This is a genomic window from Micromonospora sp. NPDC048835 (genome assembly GCF_040649995.1).
Classification (GTDB): Bacteria; Actinomycetota; Actinomycetes; order Mycobacteriales; family Micromonosporaceae; genus Micromonospora.
Map to the genome: position 1 here is coordinate 240,057 of NZ_JBEZGM010000002.1, position 16,324 is coordinate 256,380.

Annotated in this window: 16 protein-coding genes and 1 tRNA gene; 5 read left to right on the plus strand and 12 right to left on the minus strand. The window is 70.7% G+C overall.

Annotation, left to right across the window (positions count from 1 at the left end):
- Nucleotides 1–4: 4 nt before the first annotated feature.
- Genes AB0C15_RS03595 through AB0C15_RS03630 form a run of 8 tightly spaced genes read right to left on the minus strand, consistent with a single transcriptional unit; the run spans nt 5 to nt 9,722 of the window.
- On the minus strand, nt 5–700 hold the full coding sequence (locus AB0C15_RS03595) for an ElyC/SanA/YdcF family protein (protein ID WP_357348283.1): 696 nt from the start codon (nt 698–700) through the stop codon (nt 5–7).
- A 15-nt stretch (nt 701–715) separates the two neighbouring features.
- Complete coding sequence (gene pknB / locus AB0C15_RS03600) at nt 716–2,530, minus strand: Stk1 family PASTA domain-containing Ser/Thr kinase (RefSeq protein WP_357348285.1); 1,815 nt, start codon at nt 2,528–2,530, stop codon at nt 716–718.
- A complete protein-coding gene (locus AB0C15_RS03605; protein ID WP_357348287.1) occupies nt 2,527–3,936 on the minus strand; it encodes a protein kinase in 1,410 nt (469 codons plus the stop codon). Before AB0C15_RS03605 ends, pknB begins: the two co-directional genes overlap by 4 nt.
- Before the next feature lies 1 nt (nt 3,937).
- Nucleotides 3,938–5,443, minus strand: a complete 1,506-nt coding sequence (locus tag AB0C15_RS03610) for a penicillin-binding protein 2 (RefSeq protein ID WP_357348289.1) — start codon at nt 5,441–5,443, stop codon at nt 3,938–3,940.
- Entirely contained in the window at nt 5,440–6,933 is a 1,494-nt protein-coding gene (locus AB0C15_RS03615; RefSeq protein WP_357348291.1) for an FtsW/RodA/SpoVE family cell cycle protein, read from the minus strand. Before AB0C15_RS03615 ends, AB0C15_RS03610 begins: the two co-directional genes overlap by 4 nt.
- Before the next feature lie 30 nt (nt 6,934–6,963).
- Nucleotides 6,964–8,445, minus strand: a complete 1,482-nt coding sequence (locus tag AB0C15_RS03620) for a protein phosphatase 2C domain-containing protein (RefSeq protein ID WP_357348293.1) — start codon at nt 8,443–8,445, stop codon at nt 6,964–6,966.
- Nucleotides 8,442–8,927: an FHA domain-containing protein gene (locus AB0C15_RS03625; RefSeq protein ID WP_030331975.1), complete on the minus strand. Its 486-nt coding sequence runs from the start codon at nt 8,925–8,927 to the stop codon at nt 8,442–8,444. Before AB0C15_RS03625 ends, AB0C15_RS03620 begins: the two co-directional genes overlap by 4 nt.
- A gap of 6 nt (nt 8,928–8,933) precedes the next feature.
- Nucleotides 8,934–9,722: a DUF3662 and FHA domain-containing protein gene (locus tag AB0C15_RS03630; protein ID WP_007454122.1), complete on the minus strand. Its 789-nt coding sequence runs from the start codon at nt 9,720–9,722 to the stop codon at nt 8,934–8,936.
- Between the two features lie 207 nt (nt 9,723–9,929).
- On the opposite strand from AB0C15_RS03630, the gene AB0C15_RS03635 reads away from it, so the two are divergent.
- From AB0C15_RS03635 to AB0C15_RS03645, 3 genes are all read left to right on the plus strand, one after another.
- Nucleotides 9,930–10,015: transfer RNA gene (locus tag AB0C15_RS03635), tRNA-Leu, on the plus strand.
- Between the two features lie 64 nt (nt 10,016–10,079).
- On the plus strand, nt 10,080–11,195 hold the full coding sequence (locus tag AB0C15_RS03640; RefSeq protein WP_357348295.1) for an NAD-dependent epimerase/dehydratase family protein: 1,116 nt from the start codon (nt 10,080–10,082) through the stop codon (nt 11,193–11,195).
- Nucleotides 11,192–11,998, plus strand: a complete 807-nt coding sequence (locus AB0C15_RS03645) for a WecB/TagA/CpsF family glycosyltransferase (protein WP_357348297.1) — start codon at nt 11,192–11,194, stop codon at nt 11,996–11,998. Before AB0C15_RS03640 ends, AB0C15_RS03645 begins: the two co-directional genes overlap by 4 nt.
- A 68-nt stretch (nt 11,999–12,066) precedes the next feature.
- Here the strand turns inward: AB0C15_RS03645 and AB0C15_RS03650 are convergent, their stop codons facing one another.
- Nucleotides 12,067–13,623, minus strand: a complete 1,557-nt coding sequence (locus tag AB0C15_RS03650; protein ID WP_357348299.1) for a S8 family serine peptidase — start codon at nt 13,621–13,623, stop codon at nt 12,067–12,069.
- A 217-nt stretch (nt 13,624–13,840) separates the two neighbouring features.
- Here AB0C15_RS03650 and AB0C15_RS03655 point away from each other — a divergent pair, with 217 nt between their 5' ends.
- Nucleotides 13,841–14,440 carry a hypothetical protein gene (locus AB0C15_RS03655; RefSeq protein WP_357348301.1) on the plus strand — a complete coding sequence of 200 codons (600 nt, stop codon included), beginning with the start codon at nt 13,841–13,843 and terminating at the stop codon, nt 14,438–14,440.
- On the opposite strand, the gene AB0C15_RS03660 is transcribed toward AB0C15_RS03655, so the two are convergent.
- The 3 genes from AB0C15_RS03660 to AB0C15_RS03670 all read right to left on the minus strand — a co-directional run bounded on the left by AB0C15_RS03660 (nt 14,408) and on the right by AB0C15_RS03670 (nt 15,999).
- Nucleotides 14,408–14,806 carry a hypothetical protein gene (locus tag AB0C15_RS03660; protein ID WP_357348303.1) on the minus strand — a complete coding sequence of 133 codons (399 nt, stop codon included), beginning with the start codon at nt 14,804–14,806 and terminating at the stop codon, nt 14,408–14,410. The two genes, AB0C15_RS03655 and AB0C15_RS03660, sit on opposite strands and share 33 nt — an antisense overlap.
- A 210-nt stretch (nt 14,807–15,016) precedes the next feature.
- Nucleotides 15,017–15,238, minus strand: a complete 222-nt coding sequence (locus AB0C15_RS03665; RefSeq protein ID WP_357348305.1) for a DUF397 domain-containing protein — start codon at nt 15,236–15,238, stop codon at nt 15,017–15,019.
- Nucleotides 15,208–15,999, minus strand: a complete 792-nt coding sequence (locus tag AB0C15_RS03670; protein ID WP_357348307.1) for a helix-turn-helix transcriptional regulator — start codon at nt 15,997–15,999, stop codon at nt 15,208–15,210. Before AB0C15_RS03670 ends, AB0C15_RS03665 begins: the two co-directional genes overlap by 31 nt.
- Between AB0C15_RS03670 and AB0C15_RS03675 the strand changes: the two genes are divergently transcribed.
- Nucleotides 15,908–16,096: a hypothetical protein gene (locus AB0C15_RS03675; RefSeq protein ID WP_357348703.1), complete on the plus strand. Its 189-nt coding sequence runs from the start codon at nt 15,908–15,910 to the stop codon at nt 16,094–16,096. The genes AB0C15_RS03670 and AB0C15_RS03675 overlap by 92 nt on opposite strands.
- Nucleotides 16,097–16,324 lie beyond the last annotated feature (228 nt).

Here is a 16,324-nt window from a genome sequence, read left to right on the forward strand (position 1 = left end):
CCGGTCAGCCCCGCAGCGCCTCCTGGATCGCGGGATCCGCAGCGGAGCGCACCGCCGGGGGTCGGTCGCGCACCGCGTCCCACGCCGCCTTGCCACTTGCGAGGTAGTCCCGCACCGACTTCTCCGCGAGCAGGGCGGCGCTGCACCCGTCGCAGCGGGCGACCACCCCGTCGACGTCGAGGCCGAGATGCCGGCACAGCGTCACCGCCCGGGGCAGGTGGAAGGACTGGGTGACGATCAGGGCCCGCTCGACGCCGTACACCTCGCGCGCTCTCGCGCAACTGTCGTAGGTGTCCAGGCCGAACGGGTCGGCCACCACCCGACGCCTGTCGACACCCCGCTCGACGAGGTACGCCGTCATCACCGCCGGCTCGTCGCCGGACGCCCCGCCACCGTCGCCCGACACCAGGACGGCCCTGGCCCGCCCGCTTGCCACCAACTCGGCTGCGGTGTCGAGGCGGCCGGCGAGACGGTCGCCCGGCCGCTGCCGATCGGGCGCCACCTCGGTGCCGAGGACGATCACCACGTCGGCGGTCGGCGCGTCGGCGACGGCGTACACGTGGCCGCGGGCGGCGAGCGTCGTCCACAGCCACGGAACACTGACGAGGACCAGCACGGCCAGGCCCGCGACGGCCAGACGTCGAACGCGTCGGGGCCACCGCCGCACCGGACCGACCGGGGACGCCTCCGGCTCAGTCATGCCGGTGCGCTGGTCCTAGTCCTGGGATCGGCTCGGCGGGGGCGGGAACGGCAGACCGATGCCACCGCCGCCACCGGGAGGAGTGGACGGCGTGCCGGACGGCGTGCCGGACGGCGTGTTCGACGGCGTCGGGTCGGTCTCCGGCTCCGGCTGACTCACCTTGATGGTCACCTTGGTGCCGGTGGGCTTCTTCTCCTTGCCGTTCGGGCTCTGGTCGGTGACATTGCCCGCCTCGGCGATCGGCACCTCCGGCCCGTCCTGCACGCTGACCGTGAAGCCCGCGTTCTGGAGGAACCGGGTGGCCTCCTCCTGGCCCAGCCCGACGACATCCGGCACCTCGCGGACATTGCCCCTGGAGACCGTGAGCGTCACCTTCGTGCCCTCGGGAACGCTCTCGCCCTCGGGCGGCTCGACCTTGAGAACCTCGTCCTCGCTCGCCTCGTCGTTGACCGTCTTGATCTCGTATTTGAGCTTCGCCTCGGTGAGCCTGGCGATGGCGCTCTGCTGCTTGCTGCCCTTGAGCCCGGCGGGAATCCGCGTCTCCGGCTTGCCACCACAGATCTGGATGGTGACCGTGCGGTTCTGCTCCAGTTGGGTGCTCGGCACCGGGCTCTGCTTGACGACCGTGCCCTCGGTGCAGTCACTGGCCCGCACCGGCTCGCCCACCTGCGCGGACAGACCGGCCTTCTGGATGTCGGCGATCGCCACGTCCCGGGTCTTGCCGGTGAGGGTGGGCACCGACTTCAGGTCCTCGGCCCGCTGGCTCCAGAGCAGGGCGGCGACCAGGGCGATCACCGCCAGCACGCCGACCGCGCTGAACAACGCGATCAGCAGGGAGGACGCCTTGCGCTGGCGCGGGTCACCGACCCGGGCCGGCATCTGCCCGGTCTGCGGCCCGCGGCCGCCGACCGGATAGCCACCACCGCCGGCCGGGGCCATCGCCACCGTCTCCGCCTCGCGCAGCACCGGGGTGGCCAGCACGGGCCGGCCGGCGGCGGCGCGGAGCAGGTCGGCACGCATCTCGCCGGCGCTCTGGTATCTGTTGAGCGGGTTCTTCGACAGCGCCTTGAGCACGATCGCGTCGACGGCCGGGGTGACGTCCGGGTTGATGTCGCTCGGCGTCGGCGGCGTCTCCCGCACGTGCTGGTACGCGACGCTGACCGGGCTGTCCCCCACGAACGGCGGGTGCCCGCAGACCAGCTCGAAGAGCACACAGCCGGCGGCGTAGACGTCGGAGCGCGCGTCGACGGCCTCGCCGCGGGCCTGCTCCGGAGACAGGTACTGCGCCGTGCCGATCACCGCACTGGTCTGCGTCATGGTGGTCGCACCGCTGGCCAGCGCGCGGGCGATGCCGAAGTCCATCACCTTGACCTGACCGGTCTGGGTGAGCATCACGTTGCCGGGCTTGATGTCCCGGTGGATGATGCCGTGCCGGTGGCTGAACTCGAGTGCGGCGCACATGTCGGCGCAGATCTCCAGCGCCCGGCGCGGCTGTAGCCGCCCCTCGGCGCCGAGGACCTCCTTCAGCGTCCGCCCGTTGACGAACTCCATCACGATGAACGGCAGCGTCTCGCCCGTCGGCGCGGTCTCCTCGCCGGTGTCGTAGACCGCGACGATGGCCGGGTGGTTGAGCGAGGCGGCGTTCTGCGCCTCCCGACGGAACCGCATCTGGAACGTCGCGTCCCGGGCGAGGTCGGTGCGGAGCATCTTGATCGCGACGTCCCGACCGAGCCGGAGATCGCGACCACGGTGCACCTCGGCCATGCCGCCATAGCCGAGCAGCTCGCCGACCTGGTACCTGCCACCGAGCAGGCGGGCCTGCGCTGTCATCGCGTCTGTCGTCCTTCGCTCGTCGTCGCCCCGCCGTCGCCCGGCTGGAGTCGTACCTCCCGACGGTACGACGTCCGGGTCGGATCGTCGCGCCCGTCGAGTCGTAGCGCGCCGGACGCCACGGTGCGCGGCGCCAGCCCGGCGGATGCACCGGACTGCGAATTCTTCCGCAGGTTGTAGGAAATCACGCCGGAGCAGAGCAGGACCAGCACGGCCAGCAGGATGGCGAGAAGCACCATTCCGGGCCGGGATCGCTGCGGCTGGGGTGGCGGCGTCGCGGGGCCGGCCTGCCGGACGTACGCCGGCTGGTGTTCCTGCCGGGGCGGCCCGGACGGCACCGCTGCCGCACCGCGAGGGTAGCCGTTCGGAGCGCCGGGCGGCCGGGCCGGCTGGACGGCCGGCGCGACGGCGGTGGGGCGAGGCTGTTGGGCGGGCGCGACCGCGGTCGGCCTCGGCCCGGCCACCGGCGGGCGGGCCGCCGGCGGACGCATCTGGTGCGCCTGCGGCACCTGGGCCCGGCCGGGCGCGGCCGGCGAGGCGGGGGCCGCGGAGACCGGGCCGGAGTTGCCGGCGGCCCGGGCCTGCTGGGAGAGCGCGGCCTTGAGCTGGCGGGCGGCACCGGCAAGTGCGGCGGCGCTCGGCCAGCGGGCCGCCGGATCCTTCGCCAGTGCCCGTTCCACGAGGGCGCGCACCTGCGGAGGGATGTCGGCCGGCAGTGGCCGGGGCGTCTCCCGGACGTGCCGCATCGCGATGTCGAGAGGGTTGTCGCCCTCGAACGGCCGCCGACCGGCCAGGCACTGGTAGGCGACCACGCCGAGGGCGTAGACGTCGGACGCCGGGGTGGCCACGCCGCCGGTGGCCTGCTCCGGCGAGATGTACGAGGCGGTGCCGAGCACCGAACCGGCGGCGGTGAGCTGGCCCACCAGATCGGAGCGGGCGATGCCGAAGTCGGTGAGCACAAGCGTGCCGTTGGGCCGGACCAGCAGGTTGCCCGGCTTGACGTCGCGGTGCACGATGCCCTTCTCGTGGGCGGCGTGCAACGCGTCTGCGGCCTGCGCGACGAGGGCCATCGTCCGGGCCGGGGTGAGCCGACCGACCCGGCTCAACGTGGACGACAGGGCGTCACCCTCGACGTACTCCATCACCAGGAAGGCGATCTGCTGGTCGTTGCCGAAGTCGTAGACGTCGACCACGCCGGGGTGGTTGATGGTGGCCATGGTGCGGGCCTCGCCGCGGAACCGCTCGCCGAAGTCCGGGTCGTCGAGCAGGGCCGGGAGCAGGCTCTTCACCGCGACCGTCCGGCCGAGCACCTGGTCGGTGCCGCGCCAGACGTCGCCCATGCCGCCGCTGGCGATCCGCTCGTCGAGGCGGTAGCGGTTGCCGAGCTGCACGCCGGGGCTGAGCATGTCAGCGACCCCCTGGGTCGGCGATGGCGGCCTTCATGATCTGGCCGGCGATCCGGGCCGCCTCGGCGCTGCCACCGGGGCCGGCCTGCTCCAGCATCACGCAGACCGCGGAGACCGGGTTGCCGTTCTTGTCCAGGGCGAAGCCGATGAACCAACCGTGGTCGGGCCGGTCCGGGGCGGACTGCGCGGTGCCGGTCTTGCCGCCGACCGTGTAGCCGCTGATCGAGGCGTTCCTGCCGGTGCCGTTCCGGACCACGCTCGTCATCATCTCGCGCAGGTCGGCGGCGACCTGCGGCTGGACGGGCTGGCGCAGCTCCCGCGCCTTCGCGGTGTAGTAACTGGTGGTCCGATCCGGTGCGAGCAGCTGCCGCACCAGGTACGGCCGCATCTGGCTGCCGTTGTTGGCGATCGCTCCGGCGATCATGGCGCCTTCGAGGGGCGTCATCCGGACGTTGTTCTGGCCGATCGAGGACTGGGCCAGCGCGGCCTGGTCGGTGGTGCCGTCCGGGTTCTGGATGTCGCCGGTGCGACTCGCCGCCGTGGTCAGGCCGCCCTCGCCGAGCTGGCCGACGGTCAGGTCGTCCTGCTCGAACCCGAACTGGCGGGCCTTCTCCTTGAGGGTCTCGGCACCGAGTCGTACGCCGAGCTGGGCGAAGCCGGTGTTGCACGACTCGGTGACCGCCTCCAGCAGGGTGACCTTCGGCTCCGGGCAGATCGAGGCGGCGGCGTTCCGGATCGGGGTGCCCGAGGTGGGCGGGGTCCAGCTCGAACCCGCCGGGATCTGGGTGCTCTTGCCGATGCCGTTCTCCAGCGCCGCCGCGGCCACCACGATCTTGAAGGTGGAGCCCGGCGGCAGCGTCTCGGAGAGCGCGCGGTTCTTCAGCGGACCGTCCGGGTCCTGCTCCAGCTTGTTGTACGCCGCCGCCGCCTCGTTGCTGTCGTGGCTGGCCAGCGGGTTCGGGTCGAAGCTCGGCATGGAGACGAGCGCCTGCACCGCACCGGTACGCGGGTCGACGGCGATCGCCGCGCCCCTCTTCGCGCCCACCTCGTTGTTGCGCAACTGGTCGTACGCCGTGTCCTGGGCCCGCTTGGAGAGCGTGAGCAGCACGTTACCGCCGCCGCTGTCGTCGCCGGTGAACATGTCCTTCACCCGGTCGCCGATCAGCTGGTCGCTGGTGCCGGCCAGGAAGTCGTTCTCCACCTTCTCGATGCCCTGGTCGGCCAGGTTGACCGGCTTGTAGCCGAGCACGTGGGCGTACTTGGCACCGCTCGGATAGGTGCGCAGGAACTTGAGGTTGCCGGTGGTCTCCTTGCTGGTGGCCAGGGCCGTGCCGCCAGCCTCGATGTTGCCGCGCTTGCGGTCGTACTCGGCGACCTGGACCCGACCGTTGTAGTCGCTGGTGCGGTATTCGTCGGCCTTGTAGGCCTGGATCCAGTTGAGGTTGGCGAAGAGCAGACCGAACAGGACCATGACGACGACGCCGACGCGGCGCAGGGGTGCGTTCACGGCTTGATCACCTCCGTGGGAGCACCGTGCAGCTGCTCGGGCGGGCCACCGCTGGGACGAGCCGCCTTGCCACCGCCTCCGCCGGTCACCGGCCGGCGGGCACCGTCGGAGACCCGCAGCAGCACCGCGATGAGCAGCCAGTTGGCCATCAGCGACGACCCGCCGGCGGACAGGAACGGGGTGGTCTGACCGGTGAGCGGGATGAGCTTGCTGATCCCGCCGACGATCACGAACACCTGCAGGCCGAGGGTGAACGCGAGACCGCCGGCGAGCAGCTTGCCGAACGAGTCGCGTACCGCGAGCGCGGCGCGCAGCCCGCGCTCCACGATGAGCAGGTAGACGACGAGCAGCGCGGAGAGGCCGAAGAGCCCGATCTCCTCACCGATGCCGGCGAAGATGAAGTCGTTCTGCACCTCGGGCAGGATCTCCGGCTGACCGCCGCCCGGCCCGGCACCGAAGAGCCCACCCGTGCCCAGGGCCAGCAGACCCTGCACGAGTTGGTAACCCTTGTCGGTCGGGTCGGCGAACGGGTCGAGCCAGATCTCCGCCCGCAGGTAGAAGTTGGCGAACGGCCCGCCGACGGTCGACCCGAGGACGTAGGCGAGGTACGCACCGCCGAAGAAGAGGACCAGGCCGATCAGCAGCCAGCTCACCCGTTCGGTGGCGATGTAGAGGGTCACCACGAACATGCCGAAGTAGAGCAGCGAGGTGCCCAGGTCCTTCTCGAAGACGAGGACCAGCAGGCTGATCAGCCAGACGCCGACCACCGGGCCGAGGTCACGCCCGCGCGGGAAGTCGATGCCGAGGAACCGCCGGCTCGCCAGCGAGAGCACCTCGCGCTTGCGGACCAGGTAGTAGGCGAAGAAGACGAGCAGCGCCAGCTTGGCGAACTCACCCGGCTGGATGGAGAACAGGCCGACATCGATCCACAGCCTGGCACCGTTCTTCTCGGAGATGCTCGCCGGCAGCACCGCCGGAAGCATCACCAGCACGATGCCGGCCAACCCCAGGGTGTACGCGTACCGGGAGACCGAACGGTGGTCGCGCATGATGGCGAGCAGAGCGGCGGCAAGAATCACCGAGAGGAGCGTCCAGGCCAACTGGCGCCCGCCCTGCCCCGCGAAGATCGCCAGGCTCTCCCGCTCGGCCACCGGGGCGTCGCCCAGGTCGATCCGGCGCAGGAAGCCCACCCCGAGCCCGTTGAGCAGGGCCACCGCCGGCAGCAGCGCCGGGTCGGCGAACGGGGCGAGGAACCGGATGACCAGGTGCAGGCCGAGGAAGACCGCGCCGAGCGCGGCGGCCGGCATCCAGAAGTCCGAGGTGACCGTGTCCAGCAGGTTCGCCTCGACGGTCGCCCCGTACGCGGCCACCAGCACCATCGCGAGCAGCAACAGGGACAGCTCGGCGTTGCGGCGCGACCGCGCCAGGCGTACGCCGGATTGCTCGCCCGCGGTGGCGGGCGAGGGTGCCGGTGTGGCCGCTACGGTCACGGGTGGAGTCCTCAGGATCTCAGCCGACGCTCACTCAGGAGACCGGCAACCGGCCGGGTCGAGCGCCGGCGGTGCCGAGTCTGAGGGCGTGACGTCGGGCGTGGTGGTCGCGCCGGCCCCACCGAGAGCGGTGGTGGCACCGACGGTCGGGCTCGCGCTGACGACCCCGTTGGGGGTCGGCGACGCGTTGGCGCTCGGGCTGCCGTTCGGGGTCGGTGTCGAACCGAGCGGCGTCGGCGTCGGCGTGGGCGTCGGGGTGTTGCCCCCGGTGACGGTCGGGTCGAGCGGGCAGAGCGGCTTCAGGTTGGGGTTGCTCGGCGTGTCGCTGGTCAGCTCGGCGAGCTGACGCTCGGCGTCCGGCTCGCTCTTGGCCCGGATGCCGACCTTGACGGTGTCCTGTGCGGCGACGGTGAGGTCGTCGAGGCGGGTGCCGCTGCGACGGTGCACGCTGGACAGGTCCATCCCGGCGATCTGACCCTGGACGCCGCGGAAGACGGCGACCTGGCCCTCTTCGGTGGCACCCACGTAGTACTGCCGCTGGGTGTACGTCCAACCGCCGAACGCCGCACCGCCGACGATCACCAGCAGGGCCAGTGCCATTGCGGCGGTCCGGACCGGGCGTCGCTTCGGACCGTCGGCGTCCTCGTCGGATGCCGCCGGCTCCTCCGGCGCGGCCGGACGCGGCGCGGAGAGCGCCGAGGCTCGGGCGGCCGGGGTCGAGTCGTCGGCAGAGGTCGCCATGCCCCGGTCCCGGGCGGCGGCGCCGCCCACGATCGGGGTCGCCTCGACGATGTCCTGATCGGTGGCGTCGGCAATGATCACCGTGATGTTGTCCGGCCCACCGCCGCGGAGCGCGAGCTGTACCAGCCGCTCGACGCACTGCTGCGGGTCGGCGTACTCCCGCAGGGTCTCGCCGATGGTCTCGGCGCTGACCACGCCCGAGAGGCCGTCGCTGCAGATCAGGTACCGGTCGCCGGGCATGACCTGGCGGACCGAGTATTCCGGGTCGATGTCCCGACCGTCGAGGGCACGGGTGAGCAGCGACCGCTGCGGGTGGCTGCTCGCCTCCTCGGCGCTGATCCGGCCTTCGTCGACGAGCATCTGGACGTACGTGTCGTCCTTGGTGATCTGCGCGAACTCGCCGTTGCGCAGCAGATAGGCCCGCGAGTCACCGATGTGGACCATTCCCAGCTTGCTGCCGGTGAAGAGGGTCGCCGTCAGTGTGGTGCCCATCCCCTCCAACTGGGGGTTGGCGTCCACCGTGTCGCGGAGTTGTTGGTTGGCGGTGCCCACGGCCGAACGCAACGCATCGACGAGAGCGTCCCCCGGGACGTCCTCGTCGAGCGGCGCCATGGCACCGATGACGATGTTGCTGGCGACGTCACCGGCGGCCATACCGCCCATGCCGTCGGCAACGGCGAGTAACCGCGGCCCGGCGTAGACGGAGTCTTGATTGCCGTCTCGGATCAGACCGCGGTCGCTGTGGGCCGCATAGCGCAGGGTCAGAGTCATGGCCGTAATTCGAGGGAAGTGCGGCCGATCCGGATCGGCACGCCGAGGGGGACGGGGGTTGGTCCGGAGACCTTAGCGCGATCGAGGTACGTCCCGTTAGTCGAGCCGAGGTCCTCGACGTACCACTGCCCGTCACGCGGCACGAGCCGGGCGTGTCGCGCGGAGGCGTAGTCGTCGGTGATGACCAGGGTGGAGTCCTCGGCCCGACCGATGGTGATCTGCGCTTCACCGAGAGTGATCCTGGTGCCGGCCAGCTGACCGGCCGTGACCACCAACTGGTGGGCTGCCCTGCCCCGCTTCACCTTCGCCGGTTTGGCCGCCTGCCCCGTCGAGGCGCCCACCGCGCGCGGCGCGGCCACCAGGCGACCGGAGCGGGCGCCCGCGAAGAGATCCCGGCGGATCACCCCGACCACCGTGAACACGAAGATCCACAGCAGGATCAGGAACCCGAACCGGGCAACGGTGATGACCAGTTCCGGCAAGGCGGGTCAGCCGTCCACGCGGAAGGTCAGCGTCGTCGTGCCGAGCTGGACCATGTCACCGGGGTTGAGGGCGACGGCGGAGACCCGCTGCCCGTTCACCATGGTGCCGTTGGTCGAACCCAGGTCGGTCAGCACGACCTGGCCGCCGTCGAAATCCAGCCGGGCGTGTCGCCGGGAGATGCCGACGTCGGGCAGACGCAGGTTGGCCTGGTCGCCACGACCGATCACCGTCGACCCCATCTGGAGGGGGTAGGTGCGACCGTCGCCGGAGACCAGCCGCACGTTGCGACCGCCACCGTGCCCGGGCGGAGGGCCGTAGCCACCACCCTGGTCGTACGCGGGGTAGGCGGGCGGGCCGGCGTCGTAGCCGGGTGCCGACACCGGGGCGACCTCGCCGCCGGTGTAGACCTCGGCCGTGACACGGAACATGCCCGTGTCCAGACCCTCGCCTCGCTCGATCTCGACGATCACGTCACCGTAGACCGTCCACGCCTGCTCGCCGATGAACTCCGCCTGCGACTGGGCCAACTCCTGGGCCAGCGCGGCGGCGTACGGCGCCAGCCGACTGTGGTCGAACGGCGAGAGATCGATCACGTAGCGGTTGGGCACCAACGTGCGCCCACCGGCCAGGATCGCCTTGTGCGCCTCGGCCTCCCGCTGCATGGCGTTGAGGATCTCCACGGGGTGGACCACCCCTTTGAAGACCTTGGCGAAGGCCCCTTCGACCAGGCCTTCCAGACGCTTCTCGAAGCGTTGCAGCACGCTCACCGGCTCCTCCTCGGGTCCCGAGGACATGATGGTATCCGGCCGGCGCGCGCGCAGCTCACACGCCGCTCGGCCGGCTGCTCTCGGCCCGTTCGGAAGGGCCGGGATTGTCGTGCTAATCTTTCGTCCGCCACGAACGGTAACCGCTCGTGGCGAGTGCCGGGGACAGCGTAGTATTCCCGGGGCCCGCTGGAGACAGCGGGGCCGGGGCGGCTACAGTGTTCCGGGTCGTGCCACGGGGATGTGGCGGAATGGCAGACGCGCACGGTTCAGGTCCGTGTGCCCGAAAGGGCGTGGGGGTTCAACTCCCCCCATCCCCACCACCGACGAGGGCTCCGCTTGATGCGGGGCCCTTCCGTCATATCGGGGCGTGCCGGACGTCACGCTATGCTCCGATGGATTCTGCCTCCGATGGACCAGGAGTGGCGTGTGAGTGTCGCGTTGGTGACAGGGTCGGGTGGTCTGATCGGCTCCGAGGCGGTCCGGCACTTCGCCGGCCTCGGTCTGGATGTCGTGGGCATCGACAACGACATGCGCCGGTACTTCTTCGGCGAGGACGGCTCCACCTCGTGGAGTCTGGAACGGCTCGGCCGGGACCTGGGTGGCGCGTACACCCACTTCGCGGTGGACATCCGGGACCGGGACGGCCTGGAGCAGGTGTTCAAGAAGTACGGCTCGGACATCGCCGTGGTGATCCACAGCGCCGCGCAGCCGAGCCACGACTGGGCGGCCAAGGAGCCGTACACGGACTTCGACGTGAACGCCGGCGGCACGCTCAACATGCTGGAGAACACCCGCCAGCACGCGATCGACGCCGCCTTCATCCACTGCTCGACGAACAAGGTCTACGGCGACCGGCCCAACAGCCTGCCGCTCGTCGAGTTGGAGACCCGGTACGAGCTGCCCGAGGACCACCGCTGGTACCAGGGCATCACCGAAGAGATGTCGATCGACCACTCGCTGCACTCGGTCTTCGGTGCCTCCAAGGTCGCCGCGGACGTGATGGTCCAGGAATACGGCCGCTACTTCGACATGAAGACCGCCTGCTTCCGGGGCGGCACCCTGACCGGCCCGGCGCACTCGGCCGCCGAGCTGCACGGGTTCCTGGCCTACCTGATGCGCTGCGTCATGGAGGGCAGGACATACAACCTGTTCGGCTACAAGGGCAAGATGGTCCGGGACGCGATCCACTCGCACGACGTGCTGACCGCGTTCGAGGCGTTCTTCCGGGCCCCCCGCTCCGCGGAGGTCTACAACCTCGGTGGTGGCCGGCACTCCAACACCTCCCACATCGAGGCGTTCCGGATCGCGGAAGAGATCACCGGCCGCGAGGCGCAGATCAACTACGTCGAGCAGAACCGCACCGGCGACCATCAGTGGTACGTGAGCAGCATGGCCCGGTTCGAGGCGCAGTACCCGGACTGGAAGATCACTTACGACGTGCCGATGATCCTGCGGGAGATCTACGAGGCCAACGTGGACAAGTGGGTGGCCCAGTCATGAGCGCCCGAACCAAGCGCAACGTGCTCGGCGTCCTCGTCGACGCGACCGACTACGCCACGGCGACCGACGCGGTGGTGAGCGCGGCCCACGACCGGCGCCCTCTCGCCCTGACCGCGTTGGCCGTGCACGGTGTGATGACCGGGGTGCTCGACCCGGCGCACAACGCGCGGCTCAACTCGTTCGACGTGGTCACGCCGGACGGGCAGCCGGTGCGGTGGGCGCTGAACCTGCTGCACCACGCCGGGCTCAGCGACCGGGTGTACGGGCCGACGCTCACCCTGCACGTGCTGTCGCGCTTCGCCGACGAGGGGTTGCCGGTCTACCTGTACGGCTCCACCGAGGAGACCCTCGCCCGGTTGATCCCGGCGCTGGAGCGGATGTTCCCGGCGCTGAAGATCGCCGGGGTGGAGCCGTCCAAGTTCCGTGCCGTCCAGCCTGGCGAGGATGCCGAGATCGCCGACCGGATCCGGTCCAGCGGTGCCCGGTTGGTGCTTGTCGGGCTCGGCTGCCCGCGCCAGGAGGTCTTCACGTACGCCATGCGGCCGTTGCTGGACATGCCGTTGATGGCGGTCGGCGCGGCGTTCGACTACCACGCCGGGCTGCTGCGCCAGCCCCCGCCGTGGATGCAGCGTGCCGGCCTGGAGTGGTTCTGGCGCCTCGGTCTGGAGCCGAAGAGGCTCTGGCGCCGCTACGTCATCCTGAACCCGGCCTACCTGAGCCGGCTCGCCGCGCAGAAGGTCGGCCTGTGGAAGGCCCGTCCGCCGGCACCGGCCACGGAGCGACCGGCCACCTTCTCGGTCTGAGCCCCATCGGTACGACGCGAGGCCCCACCCGGGCGCACCGGGTGGGGCCTCCTTCGTTCGGGACCGGGTCAGACGGTGAGGGTCCAGGTGTTGATGTAGCCGGTGTCGGCCGAGTAGGTGTCGCGCACCTGAAGTCGCCAGGTGCCGTCGGCGGCCTCACCCGACACGTTGACCGTGTAGGTCGCGTTCACGTTGTCGGCGCTGTCCGAGGTGCTGCTGTTCTTCAGCCGGTAGGCGCTGCCGTCCGGGGCGAGCAGGTCGATGACCAGGTCACCGCGGTAGGTGTGCACGATGTTCACCGCCACGGTGGAGGCCGAGGAGGCGTTGCGGCCGCAGCCGGAGATGGTGATCGAGCTGGTCACCGCCGAGCCGGCGTCCGGGATCGACACGTCGGTGCCGTTGGTGCCGGTGCAGCCGGTGGGCGGCGGGGTGGTGCCGCCGCTGCCCACGTAGAGCAGCAGGTTCGGCGAGCCCGAACCGGGGTTCGACACCACGTTCGGGGTCGCGTTCGACACCAGTTGGTTGCGCACCTGAGCCGGGGTCCAGCTCGGGTTGGCGCTCGCCACCAGGGCCGCCGCCCCGACCACGTGCGGCGTGGCCATCGAGGTGCCGCTGATCGTGTTGGTCGCGGTGTTGCTCGTGTACCAGGCCGAGGTGATCGACGAGCCGGGCGCGAAGATGTCCAGGCAGGTGCCGACGTTGGAGAAGGACGAACGGGCGTCCGAGCTGGTCGTCGAGCCCACAGTGATGGCTTCCGTGGTACGCGCCGGCGAGGTGTTGCAGGCGTTCGCGCCGTTGTCGTTGCCGGCCGCCAGGCCGTACGTGACACCCGAGGCGATCGAGTTGCGGACGGCGTTGTCCAGAGAGCTGTTCGCGCCGCCGCCGAGGCTCATGTTCGCCACCGCCGGCTTGATCGCGTTCGCGGTGACCCAGTCGACGCCGCCGATCACACCGGCGTTGGTGCCACTGCCGGAGCAGTTCAGCACGCGCACGCCGACGAGCTGGACGGCCTTTGCCACCCCGTACGCGGATCCGCCCACGGTGCCGGCCACGTGCGTGCCGTGCCCGTTGCAGTCGTCGGCCGACCCGCCGTCGACCGCGTCGTAGCCGGAGGTGGCCCGACCGCCGAAGTCGTTGTGGGAGAACCGGATGCCGGTGTCGATGATGTAGGCGTGCACGTTGCTCGCCGTGTTGGGATAGGTGTAGGAGCTGTCCAGCGGCAGGTTGCGCTGGTCGATCCGGTCGAGGCCCCAGGAGGGCGGGTTGGCCTGCGTGCCGAAGATCGAGACGGTGTGGTTCTGCTCGACGTACGCCACCGCCGGGTCGGCCGCGATCCGCGCGGCCGCGCTCGCGCTCACCTTGGCCTCGAAGCCACGCAGTGCCGCGCCGTAGGTGCGGGCCACCGTGCCGCCGTGGCGGCCGGAGAGCCGCTTCGCGGTGTCGCCGACCTTGTCCCGGGCGACGGCGCTGTCCTTGAGTACGACGATGTAGCTGTCCGGCACGGCGGTGGCGCCGCCGGCGGCCCGAACCACACCCACGGGTTCTGCGGCCAGGGCTGGGGTGCCGACGGCCAGCACGGTCGCCGCGGCAACCCCGATCAGCACGGACCTTCGTGGAAGACCCATCTCCTACCTCCCTCTGACCGGCGGCGGAACGTGAGCGCCGGCCCCAACCTCAATCGACATTCGCCGATCTAGCTGAGGGTAAGTCAGCCGTCGGCCGGTTGAACATGCCGAATCGTCCATAACCTTGGAGTGATGGCCCCCTACGGGCCTGGCGTCCGGGGCGAACGGGGGACGGGCCCGGATTCGCTGCGCCGTGATTCGGGAAAGACTCTCGAACATGGAGAGTCAGCTCACCATCCTGCTCCCGGTCGCCGCCGTCTGGTTGGCCGCCGGCGTCGTTGCCGACAGCCTTCCCCGGCTGCGTAACACCCGCATGCTGCGCCGGCGCGCCGGGTGGTTGCTGGTGCTGTGCCTCACCGGCGTGGCGCTCATCGCGGTGGTCCTCGGTGGTGGGCTGTTCAGTGCCGGCGGTGCGCCCGTCGACAGCGCCGCATCCGCGCTCATCCTCGCCGCAGGTCCGGCGTTGGTGGCGGCGGCCTGCTCGCTCCGACGGATCCGCCGACTGTGGGCCGGGGCGGGCGCATTCGCCAGCGCCCCCGCCACACCCACCCCGTACGGGTTGCGAGCTGCCGCAGCCCACCCGCTCGTCGGGCTGCCGTTGCAGGTGACCGCCCTGGCCGCCCTGCCGGCCGTGATCGCGGCGGCCGGCACCGACCTCGGGGCCGACCCCGGCGTTGCCGGACCGGCGATCACCGTTGGCGCACTCACGGTGGTGGCCATCGGGGTGCGACACGCGCTGCGCCACAGCCGCTTCGCCGAGCGTGCCCGGCCGGCCGCCGCACCGTCAACGACTACGGCTGGCGCTCTGCACGTATAGCAGTTCCAGGATCGACCTGGTCGCCTCGAACCAGCGGTCCAGCCAGTCCTGCGAGGGCACCGTGCCCTTCGGCGGCAACTCCATCAGCAGACCACGCAGCAGCGGGTGGTCAGCCAGGGACTCGGCCGGCTCCATCGGCCAGCCTGTCGGCGGGAACGACGGCTCGATCAGCGGGTTCGGGTCCAACGAGGGCAGCGAGAGCGGGGGATCCGCCGTCTCGGATGCGCCCTCCCGCCCACTCAGCTCCTGGTCGGTCGAGACCACCTCGGTCAGAACCGTGTCCCGACGAGCACCGCGGTACTTGCCACCGAACCGCTCCGGCTTCGCCGGACCGGTGGTGAGGTTTTCTGAACCGATCGTCGTCATCCGTCTCGCCTACTCGCTCGGTTGCGGGTCGGTCCGGCGGGTCGTCGACCAGCGCCGTACCGACCGGTTCAACGAGACGGGGGCGCTGTGGCGACGGGAATCCCGACGGAACCTCGCCGGCCGCCGCCCCACGACCGTCCGGCACGACTGCCGCGGACACGGCAGAGTCCCCGTCCGGCGAACCGGACGGGGACTCCACTGACCAGTCGGTCAGACCGCGCCGAACACACCGCCCCGGGTGCCGGCGACGAAGGCGTGCCAGTCACCCGGCGCGAAGACCAGGGCGGGGCCCGCCTTGTCCTTCGAGTCCCGCACTCCGACCGCTCCCGTCACGTACGCCACCTCCACGCAGTTGTCACAGTTCGGCCCGCTCTTCGAGCTCTTGAACCAAGCTGCCTGCGTCAGGTCCATGGGGAACCCTTTGGTCGCCATTTCCACAACGGCTCCTCTGCCAGTTTTGCGATGTGTGCGACGGACTCCTCCGGACGTATGGCCGCAGCGCGGATGTGATCGAAGATGAAGCTGTACTTCTGTAGTTCGTCGCTCTTCTCGAGGAAAAGCCCACCCGTGGCGTTCTCCGCGTACACAACATCCGGATCACCGGGCTCAGGGAAGCTGAGGATCGTGAACGTGCCGTCCATGCCGGCGTGCGCACCCACCTCGAAGGGCAGGATCTGCAGCGTCACGTTCGGCAACTCGGCCACCTCGACCAACCGCTTGAGTTGACCGCGCATCACCTCGTCCCCGCCCACCGGCCGACTTACCACCGCCTCATCGAGCACCACCCACAGATCGACCGGATCGTCCTGGGTCAATAACGACTGACGGCCCAATCGGACACGCACTCTTTGGTGTACCTGATCGGCGGTGAAGTCCGGCCGAGCGGCGCGGATCATGGCCCCGGCGTACTCCTCGGTCTCCAGCAGGCCCGGAACCACCTGCTGTTCGTACGCCCGGATCGAACTCGCCGCCGCCTCCAGCCCGACGTACGCGCCGACGAGCACCGTGCTGTACGGATGCCACCAGCCCTTTTGCCGGGCCTCCCTTGCGATCTGCACCAGCTCGTCGCTCTCGGCGCCGACCACGCCGTAGATCCGCAGCATGTCGCGTACGTCGCGCGGGGTGGCCGTGGTGTGCCCGGTCTCGATCCGGGAGACCTTCGACGCCGAGCACTCCAACTGTTCGGCGACCACCTCGATGGTGATCCCGGCGGACTCCCGCTGGCGGCGCAGCTCGGCCCCGAGCCGCCGCCGTCTGATGGTGGGACTGCGCCGCTCACTCATCGCGTGAGCCGTCCGTCACTGGTCCCCGCCGCTGGTTGCTCGACCCCACTCGGGCTACCTCCGGTAACGCGCCACTGGGTGACACCCGCCGCGGGCGCGACCGTCGACCGGCGAGCGTTCGCGACGAAAGGGGGTGGTGCCGGTCCTCGGCCGGCCGCGACGGGCGAAACCGTCCCTCAGTGTGCCGTCCGGACGCGGATGGCTTCAATAGGCCTTTCGCGCAACACACTCACGT

Bases quoted from the DNA above. Each gene is read 5' to 3' on its own strand.
- AB0C15_RS03595 (WP_357348283.1), bottom strand. From the start codon at position 700: ATGACTGAGCCGGAGGCGTCCCCGGTCGGTCCGGTGCGGCGGTGGCCC.
- pknB (WP_357348285.1), bottom strand. From the start codon at position 2,530: ATGACAGCGCAGGCCCGCCTGCTCGGTGGCAGGTACCAGGTCGGCGAG.
- AB0C15_RS03605 (WP_357348287.1), bottom strand. From the start codon at position 3,936: ATGCTCAGCCCCGGCGTGCAGCTCGGCAACCGCTACCGCCTCGACGAG.
- AB0C15_RS03620 (WP_357348293.1), bottom strand. From the start codon at position 8,445: ATGACTCTGACCCTGCGCTATGCGGCCCACAGCGACCGCGGTCTGATC.
- AB0C15_RS03630 (WP_007454122.1), bottom strand. From the start codon at position 9,722: ATGTCCTCGGGACCCGAGGAGGAGCCGGTGAGCGTGCTGCAACGCTTC.
- AB0C15_RS03640 (WP_357348295.1), top strand. From the start codon at position 10,080: ATGCTCCGATGGATTCTGCCTCCGATGGACCAGGAGTGGCGTGTGAGT.
- AB0C15_RS03645 (WP_357348297.1), top strand. From the start codon at position 11,192: ATGAGCGCCCGAACCAAGCGCAACGTGCTCGGCGTCCTCGTCGACGCG.
- AB0C15_RS03650 (WP_357348299.1), bottom strand. From the start codon at position 13,623: ATGGGTCTTCCACGAAGGTCCGTGCTGATCGGGGTTGCCGCGGCGACC.
- AB0C15_RS03655 (WP_357348301.1), top strand. From the start codon at position 13,841: ATGGAGAGTCAGCTCACCATCCTGCTCCCGGTCGCCGCCGTCTGGTTG.
- AB0C15_RS03660 (WP_357348303.1), bottom strand. From the start codon at position 14,806: ATGACGACGATCGGTTCAGAAAACCTCACCACCGGTCCGGCGAAGCCG.
- AB0C15_RS03665 (WP_357348305.1), bottom strand. From the start codon at position 15,238: ATGGCGACCAAAGGGTTCCCCATGGACCTGACGCAGGCAGCTTGGTTC.
- AB0C15_RS03675 (WP_357348703.1), top strand. From the start codon at position 15,908: ATGTCGCGTACGTCGCGCGGGGTGGCCGTGGTGTGCCCGGTCTCGATC.